Annotated in this window: 12 protein-coding genes; 11 read left to right on the top strand and 1 reads right to left on the bottom strand. The window is 65.0% G+C overall.

Translation table 11 applies throughout. The features are described from left to right. Positions 1 to 64 precede the first annotated feature (64 nt). From VHN57_RS15910 to VHN57_RS15870, 9 genes are all read left to right on the top strand, one after another. The gene (locus tag VHN57_RS15910; protein ID WP_278985191.1) at positions 65 to 2,773 is read left to right on the top strand and encodes a TonB-dependent receptor; all 2,709 of its coding nucleotides are present in this window, start codon (positions 65 to 67) and stop codon (positions 2,771 to 2,773) included. A 152-nt stretch (positions 2,774 to 2,925) separates the two neighbouring features. Beyond that, complete coding sequence (gene fucP / locus VHN57_RS15905) at positions 2,926 to 4,107, top strand: L-fucose:H+ symporter permease (RefSeq protein ID WP_278985189.1); 1,182 nt, start codon at positions 2,926 to 2,928, stop codon at positions 4,105 to 4,107. Continuing rightward, complete coding sequence (locus VHN57_RS15900) at positions 4,104 to 4,928, top strand: amidohydrolase family protein (RefSeq protein ID WP_278985188.1); 825 nt, start codon at positions 4,104 to 4,106, stop codon at positions 4,926 to 4,928. The genes fucP and VHN57_RS15900 overlap by 4 nt, the downstream gene beginning before the upstream one ends. Then, complete coding sequence (locus VHN57_RS15895; protein WP_278985186.1) at positions 4,925 to 5,908, top strand: aldo/keto reductase; 984 nt, start codon at positions 4,925 to 4,927, stop codon at positions 5,906 to 5,908. Before VHN57_RS15900 ends, VHN57_RS15895 begins: the two co-directional genes overlap by 4 nt. After that, positions 5,901 to 6,209 (top strand): UxaA family hydrolase, encoded by a 309-nt coding sequence (locus tag VHN57_RS15890; RefSeq protein WP_048937601.1) that lies wholly within the window; start codon positions 5,901 to 5,903, stop codon positions 6,207 to 6,209. Before VHN57_RS15895 ends, VHN57_RS15890 begins: the two co-directional genes overlap by 8 nt. Beyond that, positions 6,206 to 7,408: a UxaA family hydrolase gene (locus VHN57_RS15885; RefSeq protein WP_169861797.1), complete on the top strand. Its 1,203-nt coding sequence runs from the start codon at positions 6,206 to 6,208 to the stop codon at positions 7,406 to 7,408. The genes VHN57_RS15890 and VHN57_RS15885 overlap by 4 nt, the downstream gene beginning before the upstream one ends. Then, on the top strand, positions 7,381 to 8,148 hold the full coding sequence (locus tag VHN57_RS15880; RefSeq protein ID WP_278985183.1) for an SDR family oxidoreductase: 768 nt from the start codon (positions 7,381 to 7,383) through the stop codon (positions 8,146 to 8,148). The genes VHN57_RS15885 and VHN57_RS15880 overlap by 28 nt, the downstream gene beginning before the upstream one ends. Further along, the gene (locus VHN57_RS15875) at positions 8,148 to 8,492 is read left to right on the top strand and encodes an L-rhamnose mutarotase (RefSeq protein WP_159367061.1); all 345 of its coding nucleotides are present in this window, start codon (positions 8,148 to 8,150) and stop codon (positions 8,490 to 8,492) included. The genes VHN57_RS15880 and VHN57_RS15875 overlap by 1 nt, the downstream gene beginning before the upstream one ends. A 13-nt stretch (positions 8,493 to 8,505) precedes the next feature. After that, the gene (locus VHN57_RS15870) at positions 8,506 to 10,125 is read left to right on the top strand and encodes a DUF5597 domain-containing protein (protein WP_278985181.1); all 1,620 of its coding nucleotides are present in this window, start codon (positions 8,506 to 8,508) and stop codon (positions 10,123 to 10,125) included. A gap of 462 nt (positions 10,126 to 10,587) precedes the next feature. Here the strand turns inward: VHN57_RS15870 and VHN57_RS15865 are convergent, their stop codons facing one another. Beyond that, positions 10,588 to 11,130: a gluconokinase gene (locus tag VHN57_RS15865; protein WP_278985177.1), complete on the bottom strand. Its 543-nt coding sequence runs from the start codon at positions 11,128 to 11,130 to the stop codon at positions 10,588 to 10,590. A 154-nt stretch (positions 11,131 to 11,284) separates the two neighbouring features. On the opposite strand from VHN57_RS15865, the gene VHN57_RS15860 reads away from it, so the two are divergent. Both VHN57_RS15860 and VHN57_RS15855 read left to right on the top strand, forming a co-directional pair. Beyond that, complete coding sequence (locus VHN57_RS15860) at positions 11,285 to 14,308, top strand: glycosyl hydrolase family 28-related protein (protein ID WP_423284487.1); 3,024 nt, start codon at positions 11,285 to 11,287, stop codon at positions 14,306 to 14,308. 136 nt (positions 14,309 to 14,444) lie between these two features. Then, on the top strand, positions 14,445 to 17,414 hold the full coding sequence (locus VHN57_RS15855; RefSeq protein ID WP_278986762.1) for a TonB-dependent receptor plug domain-containing protein: 2,970 nt from the start codon (positions 14,445 to 14,447) through the stop codon (positions 17,412 to 17,414). Positions 17,415 to 17,445: the final 31 nt, after the last annotated feature.

Here is a 17,445-nt window from a genome sequence, read left to right as displayed (position 1 = left end):
GCGACATCGCGGAGCCGAATCGATCAGTGCTCCGACCAGGGGCCAGGGGAGAGGAAGGGACCAAATGTTCAAGAATTTTAACGTGCCGTCGCGTGCGGAATTGCTCGCCGGTATCTCGCTCGCCAGCGTCATGCTGGGGTGCAGCGTCCAGGCGCACGCCCAGGATTTGGCTGCGGAACAGTCGAGCGATGCTCCTGCGTCCGAAGATGGCATCGTTGTCACCGGTGTCCGCGCCAGCCTTTCCAGCGCCCAGTCGATCAAGCGCAACAGCGACGTGATCGTCGACTCGATCGTCGCCGAAGACATTGGCAAGCTGCCCGACCGGAACGTCGCCGAAGCGCTGCAGCGCATCACCGGCATCCAGGTCCAGCGCCAATATGGCGAAGGCAGCTCGGTCGCGATCCGCGGCCTGACGCAGGTCCGCACCGAACTCAACGGCCGCGACATCTTCACCGCCTCGGGCGCCAACCAGCTCAACCTGGAAGACATCCCGTCCGAACTGCTGTCGGGCATCGACGTCTACAAGAATCCGTCGGCCGACCTGATCGAGGATCAGCTGTCGGGCACGATCAACTTCCGCACCCGCAAGCCGTTCGATTTCGATGGCCTGAAGGTCGCCGCCACCGCGACCCAGAGCTATTTCGACCTGACCGACAAGTTCAAGCCCTCGGCCTCGCTGATGGTCAGCGACCGCTGGGACACCGGCATCGGTGAAATCGGCATCCTCGCCAGCGTCTCCTTCCAGAAGACCGCCTTCCGTCAGGACACGATCTCGACCGAGCCCTTCTATACGCTCGATCCGACCAACGCGACCGACGCCGAAGTGCTGGCGAGCCTGGGCCGCACCGGCCAGACCACGACCCTGCCGCATGGTACCGGTATCGGCGAAGTCTATGGCGATCGTCGTCGCCTCGGCACCGATGTCGCGCTCCAGTGGCGCCCCAGCGATACGCTGGAACTGACTGCCGAAGTCTTCCGTTCGGACTATAAGTTCCGTTTCGACGACTATAGCTTCTTCGCCTACAGCTCGGGCAGCGCGATCATTCCGCAGCCCGGCGCGGCCTTCACCTATGCCGACAATGGCGATTTCGAGAGCGGCACCTTCATCGACGTGCCGGTCGGCAACAACACCAGCGCCCAGACCCGTCATTCGACCACGACGGACTATTCGCTGAACCTGAAGTGGAAGCCGACGGACCAGCTGACCGTTACCGCCGATGGCCAGTATGTCGATGCCAAGACCAAGAATCTGCGCTCGATCTTCGGCCTGAACGGCGTTGCCGACACCCTCTATCAGGATATTTCGGGTTCGGTCCCGGTCGTGAACATCGGTTCGGAAACCGGTCTCACCAACCCGGCGACCTACACCAGCGCCTTCTATCTCGATAACCTCAATGAATCGAAGGCGTCGGACAAGACCGCCCGCCTCGACGCCGAATATCGTTTCGATGCCGGCATCCTGTCGTCGATCAAGGCCGGCTTCCGCTATGCCGACCGCAAGAACCGCACGATCGACACCGGCTATCGCTATACCGGCCTGTCGGGCATCCCCAGCGAACTGGAAACGGTTGACCTGGGCGACTTCTTCCGTGGCGACGCCGACCTGTTCGGCAACATCATCGCCTTCAACCGCGGCATCATCCGCAACTATCAGAACACGCTCGACACGCTGGGCATTGCCAGCGCGCCGGCCTATACCCAGAGCGGCACCAACCAGCAGCGGCAGAAGACCTTCACCGGCTATGCCACCGCCTTCTTCAAGGCCGATCCGATCGACGGCAATATCGGCGTCCGCGTGGTCCGCACCAATCTCGACGTGTCGGGCTATTATCAGCAGACCCCGATCGTGCTGGACGAAAATGGCAATGAAGTCAGCGGTCCGACCGTGTTCAACCCGATCGCCGTGTCCCAGGATTATACCTCGGTCCTGCCGAGCCTGAACCTGCGCGTTCACCTGACCGACAATCTGCAGCTGCGTTTCGCCGCCGCGAAGAACATCTCGCGTCCGACCTTCACGCAGCTCAACCCCAGCCTGACGATCAGCGAACCGGGCGCCGCGCAGCAGGATCAGATCCACACGGCCAGCGGCGGCAATCCGTATCTCAAGCCGATGAAGTCGGACAATCTGGACGCGACGCTGGAATGGTATTTCTCGCGGACCGGCTCGCTGACCGCAGCTGCCTTCTACAAGAATATCAAGAACTACATCCAGACCGCCGTGTCCTATCGCGACGTCACCTTCGACAATGGCAACAGCTATGAATATGAAGTGACGTCCTACAATAATGTCGCCAAGGGCAAGGTGAAGGGCTTCGAACTCGCCTATCAGCAGTTCTTCGACTTCCTGCCCGGTCCGTTCGACGGCCTCGGCATGCAGGCGAACTTCACCTATGTGGACTCGCAGGCACCGTCGCCCGCCACCAGCGGCCCGGTCACCAACGTTCCGCTCGAACTGCTGTCGAAATATAACTACAATATCGTCGGCATCTACGAGAAGGGCGGCCTGTCGGCTCGCGTCGCCTATAACTGGCGCAGCAAATATGTCGTGACCACGGCGGGCAACGGCACCGGCAGCTTGCCGATCTTCAACAAGCCCTTCGGTCAGCTCGACGCGTCGATCAGCTATAATGTGACGCCGCAGTTCGCGCTGGCGCTGGACGGCACCAACCTGACCAATACCCGTCGTGCGACCTATTTCGGCATCGACAGCCGTCCGCGTGACGTGGTGGTCAATGACCGTCGCATCAGCCTGACGGCCCGGATCACCTACTGATCCGCATGGGAGGCGTATAACCTCCCCCGACTGCGCAGGCCCGATCCCAACAGGGACGGGCCTGCCATGTTCGCCAATAGAGAGGATGGGTGATGCAGGCAGATGCCAGGGTAGACAGACAGGAAGATAGCGGCGCCACAAGGATGGCGGTCATGCTGACGATCGGCCTCTTCTTCCTCTGGGGCCTTGCCAATAATCTCAACGACGTGCTGATCGCCCATTTCCGGCACGCCTTCGCCCTTTCGGATTTCGCCTCGGGCCTGGTCCAGTCGGCCTTCTATCTCGGCTATTTCTGCTTCGCCATTCCCGCTGCGCTGACGGCGCAGCGCTTCGGCTACAAGGCGACGGTGATCTTGGGCCTGCTGCTGTTCGCGCTTGGCGCCTTGCTGTTCCTGCCGGCCTCCGCCGCGGTCAGCTATCCCTTCTTCCTGTTCGCCCTGTTCGTGATCGCCAGTGGCCTGGCTTTCCTCGAAACCGCCGCCAACCCGATGGTCGCGGTGCTGGGCGATGCCGCCGGCGCCGCCCGCCGCCTCAATCTCGCCCAGGCGTTCAATCCGCTCGGCTCGATCACCGGCGTGGCGCTGGGCGCGACGCTGATCCTGTCCGATGCCCCGGCACAGGGCGCCGCTGCTGCCGCGGCCGTGCGCCTGCCCTATCTGCTGATCGCGCTGGTCGTGCTGGCCTGGGCGGCTCTGCTCGCGCGCACCTCTTTCCCGAAGGCGGCGGTGGAGGGCCATGCCGGCGCCGCCTCGCCGCTGGCCGGCTATCGCCAGTTGCTGCGTCGTCCGCGCTATCTGGCCGGGGTCGCAGCCCAATTCTTCTATGTCGGCGCCCAGGTCGGCATCTGGAGCTATCTCATCCGCTACGCGCAGGCCGCGCTGCCGGGCATCACCGCCCAGCATGCCGCCTGGCTGCTGACCCTGTCGCTCGGCCTGTTCATGGCGGGCCGCTTTGCCGGTGCGGCGCTGCTCTCCCGCTTCGATGGCGCGCGGCTGATGCGGCTGTTCGCGCTCGTCAATCTCGGCCTCGCGCTGGTCGGCTCGGTCTGGCTCGGCCTGCCCGGCGTCGTCGCGCTGGTGGCGGCCAGCTTCTTCATGTCGATCATGTATCCGACCATCTTCGTCCTCTCGCTCGACGGTCTCGGCCCGCTGACCAAGCCGGGCGCGTCGATGATCGTCATGGCCATCATCGGCGGCGCGGTGCTGACCGCGCTCATGGGCCTGATTTCCGACATTGCCGGCACGATCAACGCGGCAATGGTGGTGCCCGCGCTCTGCTTCCTGGTGGTCGCGGCCTATGCCCATCGCATGCGCGGCAAGGGCGGGGCGGCATGATCGACGCTCATGTCCATCTCTGGCAGCTCGGCCGCAACGATTGCAGCTGGCCCGGCGAAGACCTGCCGGCGATCCATCGCGACTATGGGCTGGATGATCTGCTCGCGCAGCTCGATGCCAACAAGGTCGACGCCGCGATCCTGGTGCAGAGCCAGGAATCGGATGCCGACACCCATTGGCTGCTGTCACTCGCCGCCGAAACCGATCGCATCGCCGGCGTCGTCGGCTGGGTCGACCTGACCGGCGATGTCGCTGCCCGCGTCGCCGCGATGCAGGTCGCCGGCCCACTGGTCGGCATCCGTCCGATGATGCAGGGCCGCGCACCCGATTGTTTCGACGATGCGGCGCTGGCGCCCGGCTTCGCGGCGCTCGCCCGCCACGGGCTGGTGCTCGACGCATTGGTGCGGCCGCAGCATCTCGCCTCGCTTGCCCGGCTGGCCCGGCGCCAGCCCGACCTCAGCATCATCATCGATCACGCCGCCAAACCGCTGGTCGGCGACGCGGTCCCGACGGACTGGCGCGCCGCCATGGCCGATCTCGCCGCTTGCCCGAATGTCGCCTGCAAGCTGTCGGGCCTGCTGACAGAGCTGGCGCCGGGAGCAGGGGAGGGCGCTGCCGCTCCCTTCATCACCGAACTGCTCGCCCTGTTCGGCCCGGATCGCCTGCTCTGGGGCAGCGACTGGCCGGTGCTGACCCTCGCGTCCGATTATGCCGCCTGGCTCGATCTCGCGCGCACATCGCTGCCGGTCGCGGCCCATCGCGCCATCTTCGCCGACAATGCTGCACGCCTCTATCGCGTCACGCAGGGAGCCGCCGCATGATCGATTTCCCGACCCTGGGCATGGGCACCGCGCCCATCGGCAATCTCTATCGCGTCGTCAGCGATGCGGAGGCGCGCGCGACCCTCGACGCCGCCTTCGCTGCCGGCATCGCCTATTTCGACACCGCGCCCCATTATGGCTTTGGCCTCGCCGAACGGCGTCTGGGCGCGGCGCTCGCCGAGCATGACCCGCACGGCAGGGCGCGTGTTTCGACGAAGGTCGGCCGCCTGCTGCGGCCCATCGAAGCGCAGGGCGAACGCCATGGCTTCGTCGACGCGGACCCGTTCGAGCCGCATTTCGACTATGGTCATGATGCCGTGCTGCGCTCCTTCGAGAGCAGCCAGAAGCGCCTGCGCCGCGACCGCATCGACCTGCTGCTCGCCCATGATATCGGCCGCCTGACCCATGGCGACGCGCATGCCGATCATCTCGCCGCCTTCCTCGACGGCGGCTATCGGGCGATGCGCGACCTGCGGGACGCCGGCGCGATCGGCGCGATCGGCATCGGCGTGAACGAGGTCGCGATCTGCAATGAACTGCTCGACCGGGTGGAACTGGACGCGATCCTGATCGCCGGCCGCTACACCTTGCTCGATCGCGGTGCGGAGGAACTGCTCGACCGCTGCGCCAGCGCCGACGTGCAGGTCATCGTCGGCGGACCCTATAATAGCGGCATCCTCGCCCGCGATCTCAGCGGCCCGCTCCATTTCGATTATGCCGCACCGGACCCGGCGATCCTCGCCCGCGCTCATGCCATGGCGGCGCTCTGCCGCGATGCCGGCGTCGCGCTGCCCGCCGCCGCGCTGCAATATCCGCTGCGCCACCCGCAGGTCATGGCCGTCATCCCCGGCCTGGTCGGCGCGGATCAGGTCCATGACACGATCGCCCGCTTGGGCGCCCCCATAACCGACACGCTCTGGCCGGCGCTCGACGCCGCCGCCCGTGCCCATCCTCTTGCCAAGGCCCACAGCCATGCTTGAACATGACAGCCGCCTCATCCTGCTGCACCCCGACGACAATGTGCTGATCTGCGTCAGCGCGATCGAAGCGGGCGATATCCTGCCCGTCGCCGGTGGCACCATCCCCGCGCGCGAAGGCATCGCGATCGGCCACAAGATCGCCCGCGTGGCGCTGGCGCAGGGGGACAAGGTCATCAAATATGGCGCGCCGATCGGGTCGATGACCGCGCCGGTCGTCGCCGGCCAATGGGTCCATATGCACAATATGAAGAGCGATTATATCAGCAGCCACACCCGCACCGCGCTGGAGCAGGGCGCATGATCCAGGGCTGGCTCCGATCCGACGGGCGCAAGGGCATCCGCAATGTCGTCGCCGTCGCCTATCTGGTCGAATGTGCGCACCATGTCGCGCGCCGCATCGTCGACAAGGCCGATGATCCCGATGTCCAGCTGATCGGCTTCCCCGGCTGCTATCCCAATGCCTATGCGGCCAAGGTGATGGAGGCGATCGCCACCCATCCCAATGTCGGCGGCCTGGTCATCGTCTCGCTCGGCTGCGAAAGCTTCAACCGCGAGAAATTGCGCGCCGTCGTGGAGGCCAGCGGCCGCCCGGCCGAGCTGCTGGTGATCCAGGAGAAGGGTGGCACTGCCGCCACCATCGCCGCCGGGCTGGAAGCGGTCGATCGGGTGCGGGCGCAGATCGCATCGGTCGAGCGCGTGCCGATGGGGGTCGAGGAACTGGTCGTCGCCACCATCTGCGGCGGGTCGGACGGCACCAGCGGCATCACCGCCAATCCGGCGGTCGGCCGCGCCTTCGACCGGCTGGTGACGGAAGGGGCGGCCTGCATCTTCGAGGAGACCGGCGAACTGGTCGGCTGCGAGAAGATCATGGCCGACCGCGCCGCCACGCCCGAACTCGCCGCCGCTATCGAGGCCTGCGTGCAGAAGGCGGAGGCCTATTATACCGTCATGGGCTTTGGCAGCTTCGCGCCGGGCAATGCCGAAGGCGGCCTCACCACCCAGGAGGAAAAATCCATGGGCGCCTACAGCAAGTCGGGCAGCTCGCGGATCGACGGCATATTGAAGCCGGGCGATATTCCCCCGATGGGCGGCCTCTATCTGCTCGACGTCGTGCCCGATGGCGAGCCGCGCTTCGGCTTCCCCAATATCTCCGACAATGCCGAGATCGTCGAGCTGATCGCCTGCGGCGCGCATGTCACCCTGTTCACCACCGGGCGCGGATCGGTGGTCGGATCGGCGATCTCGCCGGTCATCAAGATCTGCGCCAATCCCGAAACCGGCCGCCGCCTGGCCGCCGACATGGACGTCAATGCCGGCCGCATCCTGGAGGGGGAAGCGACCCTCGATCAGGTCGGCCAGGAAATCTATGATGCCATCCTCGCCGTCGCGGCGGGCGAGCGCAGCCTTTCCGAACAACTGGGCCATCAGGAGTTTATTTTGACCTACAAGGCTTTCGATCCCATCGGTCCCGAATGTCTGCCGATGGTGGCGCGCGCATGAGCGCCCTGCAGAACGGCCGCCTCGCCGGCAAGACCGCGCTCATCACCGCTGCCGCCCGCGGCATCGGCCGCGCCTCGGTCGAGCGTTTCGTGGCGGAGGGCGCTCGCGTCTTCGCCACCGACCGCGATTTCGATGCGCTCGACGGGCTGGAGGGCTGCGAGCGCCTTGCCCTCGACGTCACTGACGGCGCCGCCGTGCGCGCTTTGGCCGCGGAAATCGGCCCGGTCGACATCCTCGCCAACATCGCCGGCGTCGTTCATGCCGGCAATATCCTCGAATGCAGCCAGTCCGACTGGGACTTTGCCGTCGCGCTCAACATGACCGCCCAATATCACACCATTTCGGCCTTCCTGCCGGGCATGGTGGAAAAGGGCGCGGGCGCGATCGTCAACATGTCCTCCATCGCCAGTTCGGTGAAGGGCATCCCCAACCGCTTCGCCTATGGCGCGACCAAGGCGGGCGTGATCGGCCTGACCAAGGCGGTTGCCGCCGATTTCGTCGGACAGGGCATTCGCTGCAACTGCATCTGCCCCGGCACCGTCGACACGCCTTCACTGCAACAACGTCTGCACGATACCGGCGATTATGAAGCCGCCCAGACCGCCTTCGTCGCGCGCCAGCCGATGGGACGCCTGGGCAAGGCGCAGGAGATTGCCGGCCTGGTCCTCTATCTCGCCAGCGACGATGCCGCCTTCACCACCGGCGCGGTCCATGTGATCGACGGCGGCTGGGTGATGTGATGCGTCATGTGTTGCTGATTGACCTGGCCGACGATGCGGCCGCCATCGCCCAATATGAGGCATGGCATGCGTCCGGCGCACTGCCGGCGGACATCGGCGCCAGCATCCGCGCCGCCGATGTCCGGGCGATGGATATCTATCGCAGCGGCAACCGGCTGGTCATGCTGATGGAGACCGGCCCGGATTTCGACCCGGCGGCCAAGGCGGCGGCCGACGCCGCCGATCCGGCGGTGCAGGCCTGGGAAGCGCAGATGGACGGCGTCCAGCGGCCATTGCCCTGGTCCGTTCCCGGCGCCAAATGGACCGCCGCCACCCGCATATTTTCCCTAGACGAACAGCCCTGAGAGACCCGATCTGATGCGCAATCTTCTTCCCCTGCTCACGGGCGCCATGCTGCTCGCAACCCCCGCGCTCGCCCAGAATGGCGGACAGGTGCCGCATATCGAGAGCAAGAATGGCCGCCACGCCCTGATCGTCGATGGTGTGCCCTTCCTGATGCTGGGTGGCCAGGTCAATAACAGCAGCAATTATGCCGCCCCCCTGAAGCAGGTCTGGGACCGGCTCGACAGCATCCATGCCAATACCGTCGAAGTGCCGGTCGCCTGGGAACAGCTTGAGCCCAAGGAAGGCCAGTTCGACTATAGCTTCGTCCAGACCCTGCTCGACGAGGCGCGCGCCCATGACAAGCGCATCGTCCTCCTCTGGTTCGGCGCCTGGAAGAATACCGGCCTTGCCTATACCCCCGACTGGGTGAAGCTCGACAATCGCCGCTTCCCGCGCATGAAGACCGCCGATGGCAAGGATCATGGCGTGCTTTCGCCCCATGGCGCGGCAACGCTGGCGGCGGACAAGCGCGCGTTCCTCAAGCTCATGACCTATGTGCGCGATCATGATGCGCAGAATACGGTCATCATGGTGCAGCCCGAAAATGAGGTCGGCAGCTACCAGAATCCCCGCGACTTCAGCGCCACCGCGCAGAAACTGTTCGATGGTCCGGTCCCGGCCGAACTGACCCGTGCCCTCAAGAAGCCGGCGGGCAACTGGAAGAGCGTGTTCGGCGACACCGCCGATCGCACCTTCAATACCTGGTACACCGCCCGCTATATCGAGGAACTGGCCAAGGCCGGCAAGGCGATCAAGCCGCTGCCCATGTATGTGAACGCTTCGCTGACCGATCCCTATAAGCCGGTCGACCCGATGACCGTGTCGAGCGGCGGGCCGCAGGGCGACGTGATCGACATCTGGAAGGCAGCGGCCCCCTCGCTCGATTTGGCCGCGCCCGACATTTATGACCGGGGCAGCCGCAACGTCTTCAAGCATCTCGACCTCTATACCCGGCCCGACAACGCGCTGATGGTGCCGGAAATCGGCAATGCCGCCGAATATGCCCGCTATTTCTGGTCGGCGCTGGGGCGCGGCGCGATCGGCTTCTCGCCCTTCGGCATGGATGATGCCGACTATTTCAACTATCCGCTCGGCGCCAAGAGCTTCGACGACGCGACCATCCACGCCTTCGCCTCGAAATTCGGCGTACTCGGCGCGGCCATGCGTCCCTGGGCCAAGATCGCCTTCGCCCACCCAACCTGGGGCGCGGCGCGGCCGGACGACGGCACGCCGCTCAGCACCACCATGGGCGACTGGACGGTGACGGCCAGCTTTGGCCAGTGGCAGTTCGGCCAGCGCGAATGGTTCCCCAATGCCGACACCCCGGCCTGGGACAAGGCGATGGTCGGCGGCATGGTCGTGGCGCAGCTGTCGGCCAATGAATTTCTCTTCACCGGCGACCATGTCCGCGTCCAGTTCGGCTCGCGCGAAGGCGCCCCGGCCAACGGCATGATCGTCAAGGTCGAGGAAGGCCATTTCGAAGGCGACAACTGGGTCTTCGACCGGATCTGGAACGGCGACCAGACCGATTATGGCCTCAACATCATCGACAAGCCAGTCTGGCTCAAGGTGACGATGGGCCGCTATCGCTGAACCGTACGCGACCCAATTCCTCCCCAAGCTTGCTTGGGGAGGGGGACCGCCGCAGGCGGTGGAGGGGCACAGGCCCAATAGCGCAGCACTAAGAGGCACCTGCCCCTCCGTCAGCGCTTCGCGCTGCCACCTCCCCGTTCCGGGGAGGAATGTCCGACATTGATCGCCTGCGGTCGTCTGGCGGCGCTTTCCTACTCGGTCTTTCTCTGATCTATCCTGTCGGATGGAACAGGCCATTCTTCCGACATCACGCCTTTCGCCGGTTCGCTATTCGGCGTCGCGCGCGCCGCTCGGTGCCGGTCCAACTGTCGCCTTGCTGTCGTTTCACTGTCGCTTGGAAAGTGCGCCAGTGTCGCGTCACTGTCGCTTCATCGGCGCGTGGCAGGCGCATTACGCCTATTTTCGACCCGCCATTGCTGGCTATCGACACTATGAACTTTCAACTGTCGCGTCGGTGTGACCCTATCCCAGCCAGGCCAGCGCCCGGTCGCGCAACTCGGTCGCCGGCACATTGGTGGTCAGGATCATCGCCCCTTCTTCGGGCAGCGGCGGTTCCAGCGTGGCGAGCTGGCTGTCGAGCAGGCTGGCGGGCATATAATGGCCCGGCCTATTGCCCAGCCGCGCCAGCAGTTCGTCGCGGTCATTGTCGAGCAGGATGAAATGCACCGGCACGCCGATCGCCGCGCGCAGCCGGTCGCGATAGGTGCGCTTCAATGCCGAGCAGGCAGCCACCGCCACGCCCTGCGCCGCCACCGTGCCCGCGATCGCCGCGCCCAGCCGGTCGAGCCAGGGCCAGCGATCCGCGTCGGTCAGCGCTTCCCCGCCGCGCATCTTTTCCACCGCCGCCGCCGAATGATAGCTGTCGCCCTCCAGGAAGGGGCAGTCCAGCGCCTGCGCCAGCATCGCGCCCAGCGTCGACTTGCCACAGCCGCTCACCCCCATGACGATGACGGCGCGTCCCACGGCTTTGGGCGAAACGGGGGCAGGGTCGGCGGAAATCGGCAAGCGGGCGTCCTTGGTCGCTGGGGCAGGGGGATTGGTTTTCCTGCTATAAGGCCGCGCCACCCCACAGGAAAACTACGACCTTTGTCGCAAGTGCCAAGCCGCGACCGCTCCCCTAGCCATGCACCATCTATAAAAATGAGGATGGGAGGCGGACATGATCGGACGCAGCATGATCGCGGTTTTGCTGGCGGCAACAACCCTTGGGGCACCGGCCTTCGCCGCGACGACCTCGGTCTTCCCGGTCGCGCCGGCCGAGCCCCATGCGGTGACGGTAAAGGCGGTCGGCGACGGCCGTGCCGACGACAGCGCCGCGATCCAGCAGGCGCTCGACCAGGCCCGCGACGCGACCGGCCATGGCATCGTCTTCCTGCCATCGGGCACCTATCGCATCACCCGCTCGCTGATCGTGCCGGCGGGCGTGCGCGTCTATGGTGTCGGCCCGACCCGGCCGGTGCTGTTGCTCGGCGCCAACACACCGGGCTTCCAGCAGGGCGTGTCGACCATGGTGATCTTCGCTGGCGGCGATCAATATCAGGTCGGCAAGGTGCCGGTCCCGGTGCCGACCGTCGTGCCGCGCGACAAGATCGTTCGCGACGCCAATTCGGGCACCTTCTATTCGTCGATGAGCAATGTCGATATCGAGATCGGCGCGGGCAATCCGGCCGCCGCCGGCGTGCGCTTCCGCATGGCCCAGCATGCCTTCCTCAGCCATATGGAATTCCGTCTCGGCACCGCCTTTGCCGGCGTCTATCAGGCCGGCAACGTGATCGAGAATGTCCATTTTCAGGGCGGCCGCTATGGCATCGTCACCGAAAAGACCTCGCCCGCCTGGCAGTTCACCCTGCTCGATTCCAGCTTCGACGGCCAGCGCGACGCGGCGATCCGCGAGCATGAGGTCGACCTTACCCTCGTCAACGTTGCGATCAAAAACACGCCGGTCGGGATCGAGATCGACCGCGGCTACAGCGACAGCCTCTGGGGCAAGGATGTCCGGTTCGAAAATGTGTCGAAGGCCGGCGTCGTCATCTCGAACGAGAAGAATGTCTTCACCCAGGTCGGCTTCGATAATGCGCTGGCGGTCAACAGCCCGGTCTTCGCCCGCTTCCGCGACAGCGGCAGGACGGTCGACGGCAAGGGCAAGGCCTATAAGGTCGCCAATTTCTCCTATGGCCTCGCCGTCCCCGCACTCGGCCACACGGGCGGCTATGCCACCACCGCCGACATCCAGCCGCTCTCCGCCATGCCGGCGCCGCGTGCGCCCGCGATCCGCGACCTGCCGCCGATGGACCAGTGGGTCAATGTCCGCACGCTGGGCGCGGTCGGCGACGGGAAGGCGGACGCCACCGCCGCGCTGCAAAAGGCGATCGACGCCAACCGCATTCTCTATTTCCCGACCGGCTTCTACAAGGTGACGGACAGGCTGACCCTGCGCCCGGACAGCATCCTGATCGGCCTGCACCCGGCCATCACCCAGCTCTTCATCCCCGACAACAACCCCAAACATGCCGGCCTCGGCGCGGTCCTGCCGATCCTCGAAAGCCGCAAGGGCGGCGACAATATCCTCTCCGGCCTCGGCCTCTTCACCGGCCGGGTGAACCCGCGCGCCTCCGCCCTGCTCTGGCGATCGGGCGAACAGAGCCTGGTCGAGGACGTCAAGATAATGGGCGGTGGCGGCACGCCCACTGCCGATGGCAAGATGCTCGGCACGCTGCGCGTCAACACCGGCGATCCGGTCACCGACAGCCGGCTCGACGCCCAATATCCCAGCATCTGGGTGACGGACGGCGGCGGCGGCACCTTCGCTGACGTGTGGAGCCCCAACAGCTTTGCCCAGGCGGGCTTCTACATCACCGACACCGATACGCCCGGCCATGTCTATGAAATGTCGGTCGAACATCATGCCCGCAACGAGATTGTGCTCGACAATGTGCGCAACTGGGAGTTCCTGGCGCCCCAGACCGAGCAGGAAGTGGATGACGGCCCCGACGCCATCTCGCTCGATATCCGCAACTCCAGCAACCTGCTGTTCGCCAATTATCATGGCTATCGCGTCACTCGCACCTATGCGCCGGAAAAGAGCGCGGTGAAGATCACCAATTCGGGCAATATCCGCTTCCGCAACGTCCATGTGAATGGCGAAAGCGGCTTTGCCACCTGCGACGATGAAGGCTGCGGCACCTTCCTGCGCGCCAGCAAATATCCGTTCGACAATGCGATCGAGGATGTCAGCCGCAAGCTGCTGGTGCGCGAACGCGAGTTCGCCGCGCTGGATATCGGCCCGGCCGGCAGCGCGGTCCCGGCGCTCGCACCGTCCGGCACGAAGGTCGAGAAGCTGGAGGATGGCTTCTGGTCGATCTCCGGCGCGGCTGTTGACGCACAGGGGCAGCTCTACTTCATCGACCGCCGCTTCCAGCGCATCCACCGTTGGAGCGAGGGCAAGGGGCTGGAGATCGTCCGCGACCATGCGCTCGATCCGGTCAATCTCGCCATCGACGCTTCGGGCCATGTCATGGTCCTGTCCTCGCTCGGCGCGAAGGGGGGCGCCTATTCGTTCGACCCGGCCGGCCCCAAGGACGCGCTGACGCTGATTCAGCCGACCCCGGTGCGCAGCACTGGCGCGGGCAAGACGCTGCTGCCGGTCAACTGGTGGAATAATGGCGAGTTCAAGGATCAGCTCGACCATAAGAGCTATGAATTCACTACCCTCGCCGAGATGTTCGCCCGCGACGTCGGTACGCCCAAGGCCAAGGAATATCTCTCCCCGGACGGCAGCCTGTCCCTGCCCGCCTTCCGCGTCTGGCAGCAGGGGCCGATCGATCATACCGGCTGGCGCTGGTCCGATGGCCTCAACGCCAATGGCTTCGTTTCCGGCAAGATCGGCGATCGCCTGTTCGTCACCAATGCGTCGGAAAATATCACCTATAGCGGAACGGTGGGGCCGGGCGGTACGCTGACGGCGCTGAAGCCCTTCGCCAATCGCGGCGGCGAGAGCGTTGCGGTGGACGGGCAGGGCCGGGTGTTCGTCGCCAATGGCCAGATCTTCGTCTATGGCGCGGACGGCAAGGAAGCCGGCCGCATCGACGTGCCCGACCGGCCGCTCCAGATCCTGTTCGGCGGTCCCGACAAGCGCACGCTTTTCATCCTGACGCACCACGCGCTCTACGCCGCAAAGCCCTGAAAAAGCGACGGTTCGCCGCCGCCTACGACCTATGTCGTAAGTGCGGTGGCGACCGCTCGGGATTAATACTCACACAATAGCCCGCCATGGGCGCGCCGACGCCGGGAGGGCGCCTGGTGACAAGAGGGGAAGAGGAATGAACGTGCAGATCGCAATCCATCGGCATATGGCGGGCGTCAGCCTGGCCGCCGTCGCCATCATGGCGCTGGCCGGCACCGCCCAGGCCCAGACCGAACCGGCGGCCGAACCCGCGCCGCAGGCCCAGACGAGCGATGCGCCTGCCGCACAGAGCGCCGACATCATCGTCACCGGATCGCGCATCACCACCAGCGGCTTCAATGCGCCGACGCCCACCACCGTCATCGGTGAGGAGCAGATCGCCAACAATGCCCAGCCGAACATCTTCAACACCATCGCCCAGTTGCCCTCGCTCCAGGGTTCGACCGGCGCCGCCACCGGCACCTTCTCCACCTCCAGCGGCCAGCAGGGCCTCAGCTCCTTCTCGCTGCGTGGCCTGGGCGCGATCCGCACCCTGACCCTGCTCGACGGCCAGCGCGTCGTCGGCGCCAATGTCACCGGCGTGCCCGACATCTCGATGTTCCCGCAACTGCTGGTGAAGCGCGTCGACGTCGTCACCGGCGGTGCCTCGGCCTCCTACGGCTCGGATGCGGTTGGCGGCGTGGTCAACTTCATCACCGACACCCATTTCGAAGGCTTCAAGGGCAATGTCCTGGGCAGCATCACCAAATATGGCGATGACGAAACCGCGCTGGTCCAGGCCGCTTATGGCAAATCCTTCATGGACGATCGCCTGCATGTCGTGGTCAGCGGCGAATATGACCATGAAGGCGGCGTGGGCGCCGGCGACTTCGGCACCGACCTGGCCGGCAGCCGCAACTGGTATCGCGCCACCACGCTGATGAACACCGGCCAGACCAACAACGGCCTGCCGCAATATAATTACCGCGATTATGCCCAGCCCTATCAATATGCCCGCTACGGCCTGATCAATAATGGCCCGTTGCAGGGCATCGCCTTCGACCAGAATGGCAATCCCTACCAGTTCAACTATGGCTCGAACGGCACGCCGACCGGGACCGGCGCGGTCACCAACTGCTATCGCGGCAACAGCTTCTGCGAGGGCGGCGACCTGTCGGCCGCGCCCGGCTCGGGCGCCTCGCTCAAATCCTCGCTGGAGCGCATCAACGGCTATGGCCGGATCGGCTATGATTTCGCCGACAACAACGAAGCCTATGTCACGGTCAATGTCGCGCAGGTGAAGACCAACAACCAGCCCAGCCCCGGCTATGGCCGCGCCAACCTGACCGTCCAATGCTCCAACCCCTATCTGCCGCAGCTGGTGCGTGATCGTTGCGCCACCGCCGGCATCACCTCCTTCGGCTTCGGTTCGTCCAACGCCGCCTTCCCCGATCCGCAGGTCTATACCGATCGCAAGCAATATCGCTTCGTCGCCGGTGCCAAGGGCAAGTTCGGCGCGGCCGGCACCGACTGGAATTATGACGCCTATTATGAACATGGCATCACCATCTCGGACATCCGAGTGAAGGATATCGTGCTGCAGAACCGCTATGCTGCGGCGGCCAATGCGATCACCCTCAACGGCGCGATCGTCTGCGCCGATCCGGCCGCTCGCGCGCTGGGTTGCCAGCCGATCAACATCTTCGGCGGCTTCACCCCCTCGGCGGCCGCGCTCGCCTATGTCGCGCCGCATGACAATGGTCCGTTCCAGCACACCAAGCTGACCCAGGACGTCGCCAGCCTCAATTTCTCGGGCAATCCGGTGGAATTGTGGGCAGGGCCGCTTTCGGTCGCCTTCGGTGCGGAATATCGCCGCGAATTCTACCGCGTGAACGCCGATCCCTATGGCGCGGGCGTGTCCGATCTCAGTCCGAACAGCGCCGATTATCCGGCCGACCCGCTGCTCAATGGCGCACAGGGCAGCAACTGGGCAGCCGGCAACTACAAGAACGGTCGTGGCAAATATGAAGTCTATGAAGGCTTTGTGGAAATCGACATGCCGCTGTTCGACAGCGAAGCGGTCGGCCGCGCCAATTTGAACGCCGCGGGCCGTGGCACCCATTACAGCACGTCGGGCACGGTCTGGGCGTGGAAGGTCGGCGGCACCTGGGACACACCGCTCGACGGCATCCGCCTGCGCGCCGTTACCTCGCGCGACGTCCGGGCGCCCAACCTGTCGGAACTGTTCGCCGCGCCGACCGTCACGACCCTGCCGAACTTCAGCGATCCCTTCCAGGGCGCAGCGGTTCAGGCATTCCAGAACACCATCGGCAATCCCAACCTGAAGCCGGAAATCGCCCGCAACACCGAAATCGGCATCGTGCTGGCGCGTCCCTCCTGGCTGCCGGGGCTCAGCCTGTCGTTCGACTATTATGACATCAAGCTGAAGGGCGTCGTGTCCAGCCTGTCGGCGCAGCAGATCGTCCAGTTCTGCTATGACGGCAATCAGGCCTTCTGTGGCGGCTTCAGCCTCGACAATGCCAATCCCAGCCTCAACTATATCAATGTCCAGCCGTTCAACCTTGCCTCCTGGCGGACCAGCGGCTTCGATATCGAGGCGAGCTATCAGTGGCAGCAGCCGCTCGGCCTGCCGGGCAGCTTCACCGTCCGCGCGCTGGGCACCCATATCCGCAAGTTCATTGTAGAGGCGGGCATTGCCGGTGTCGATCCGGTCGATCAGGCCGGCGCCAACAACGGCAACACCCCCGACTGGAAATGGCTGGCGGTGCAGACTTATGACAGCGGCAAGTTCAGCCTGACGGTGCAGGAACGCTGGATCAGCGACGGCACGTTCGGCAATCAATATGTCGTCTGCCAGTCGTCCTGCCCGACCTCGACCGCGAACCACCCGACCATCGATTACAACAAGATGAAGGGGGCCTTCTATGTCGACATCGGCGCCACCTTCAAGTTCAGCGACCGTGTGTCCCTCTATGGCAAGGTCGACAATCTGTTCGACAAGGATCCGGTCGCCTCGCCCCAGACCAACACCGGTCTCGATATCAACCCGGCGCTCTACGACACGCTGGGCCGCATCTACCGCGCCGGTGTCCGCTTCAATTTCTGATAAAACATAACATCTCTCCCCCCAAACTTGT

The organism is Sphingobium salicis subsp. salicis, from assembly GCF_049472635.1.
In the GTDB taxonomy this organism is placed as follows: Bacteria; Pseudomonadota; Alphaproteobacteria; order Sphingomonadales; family Sphingomonadaceae; genus Sphingobium; species Sphingobium yanoikuyae_A.
The sequence above is the reverse complement of the archived record's forward strand: the minus strand, read 5'-3'. Positions and strand labels throughout refer to the sequence as shown.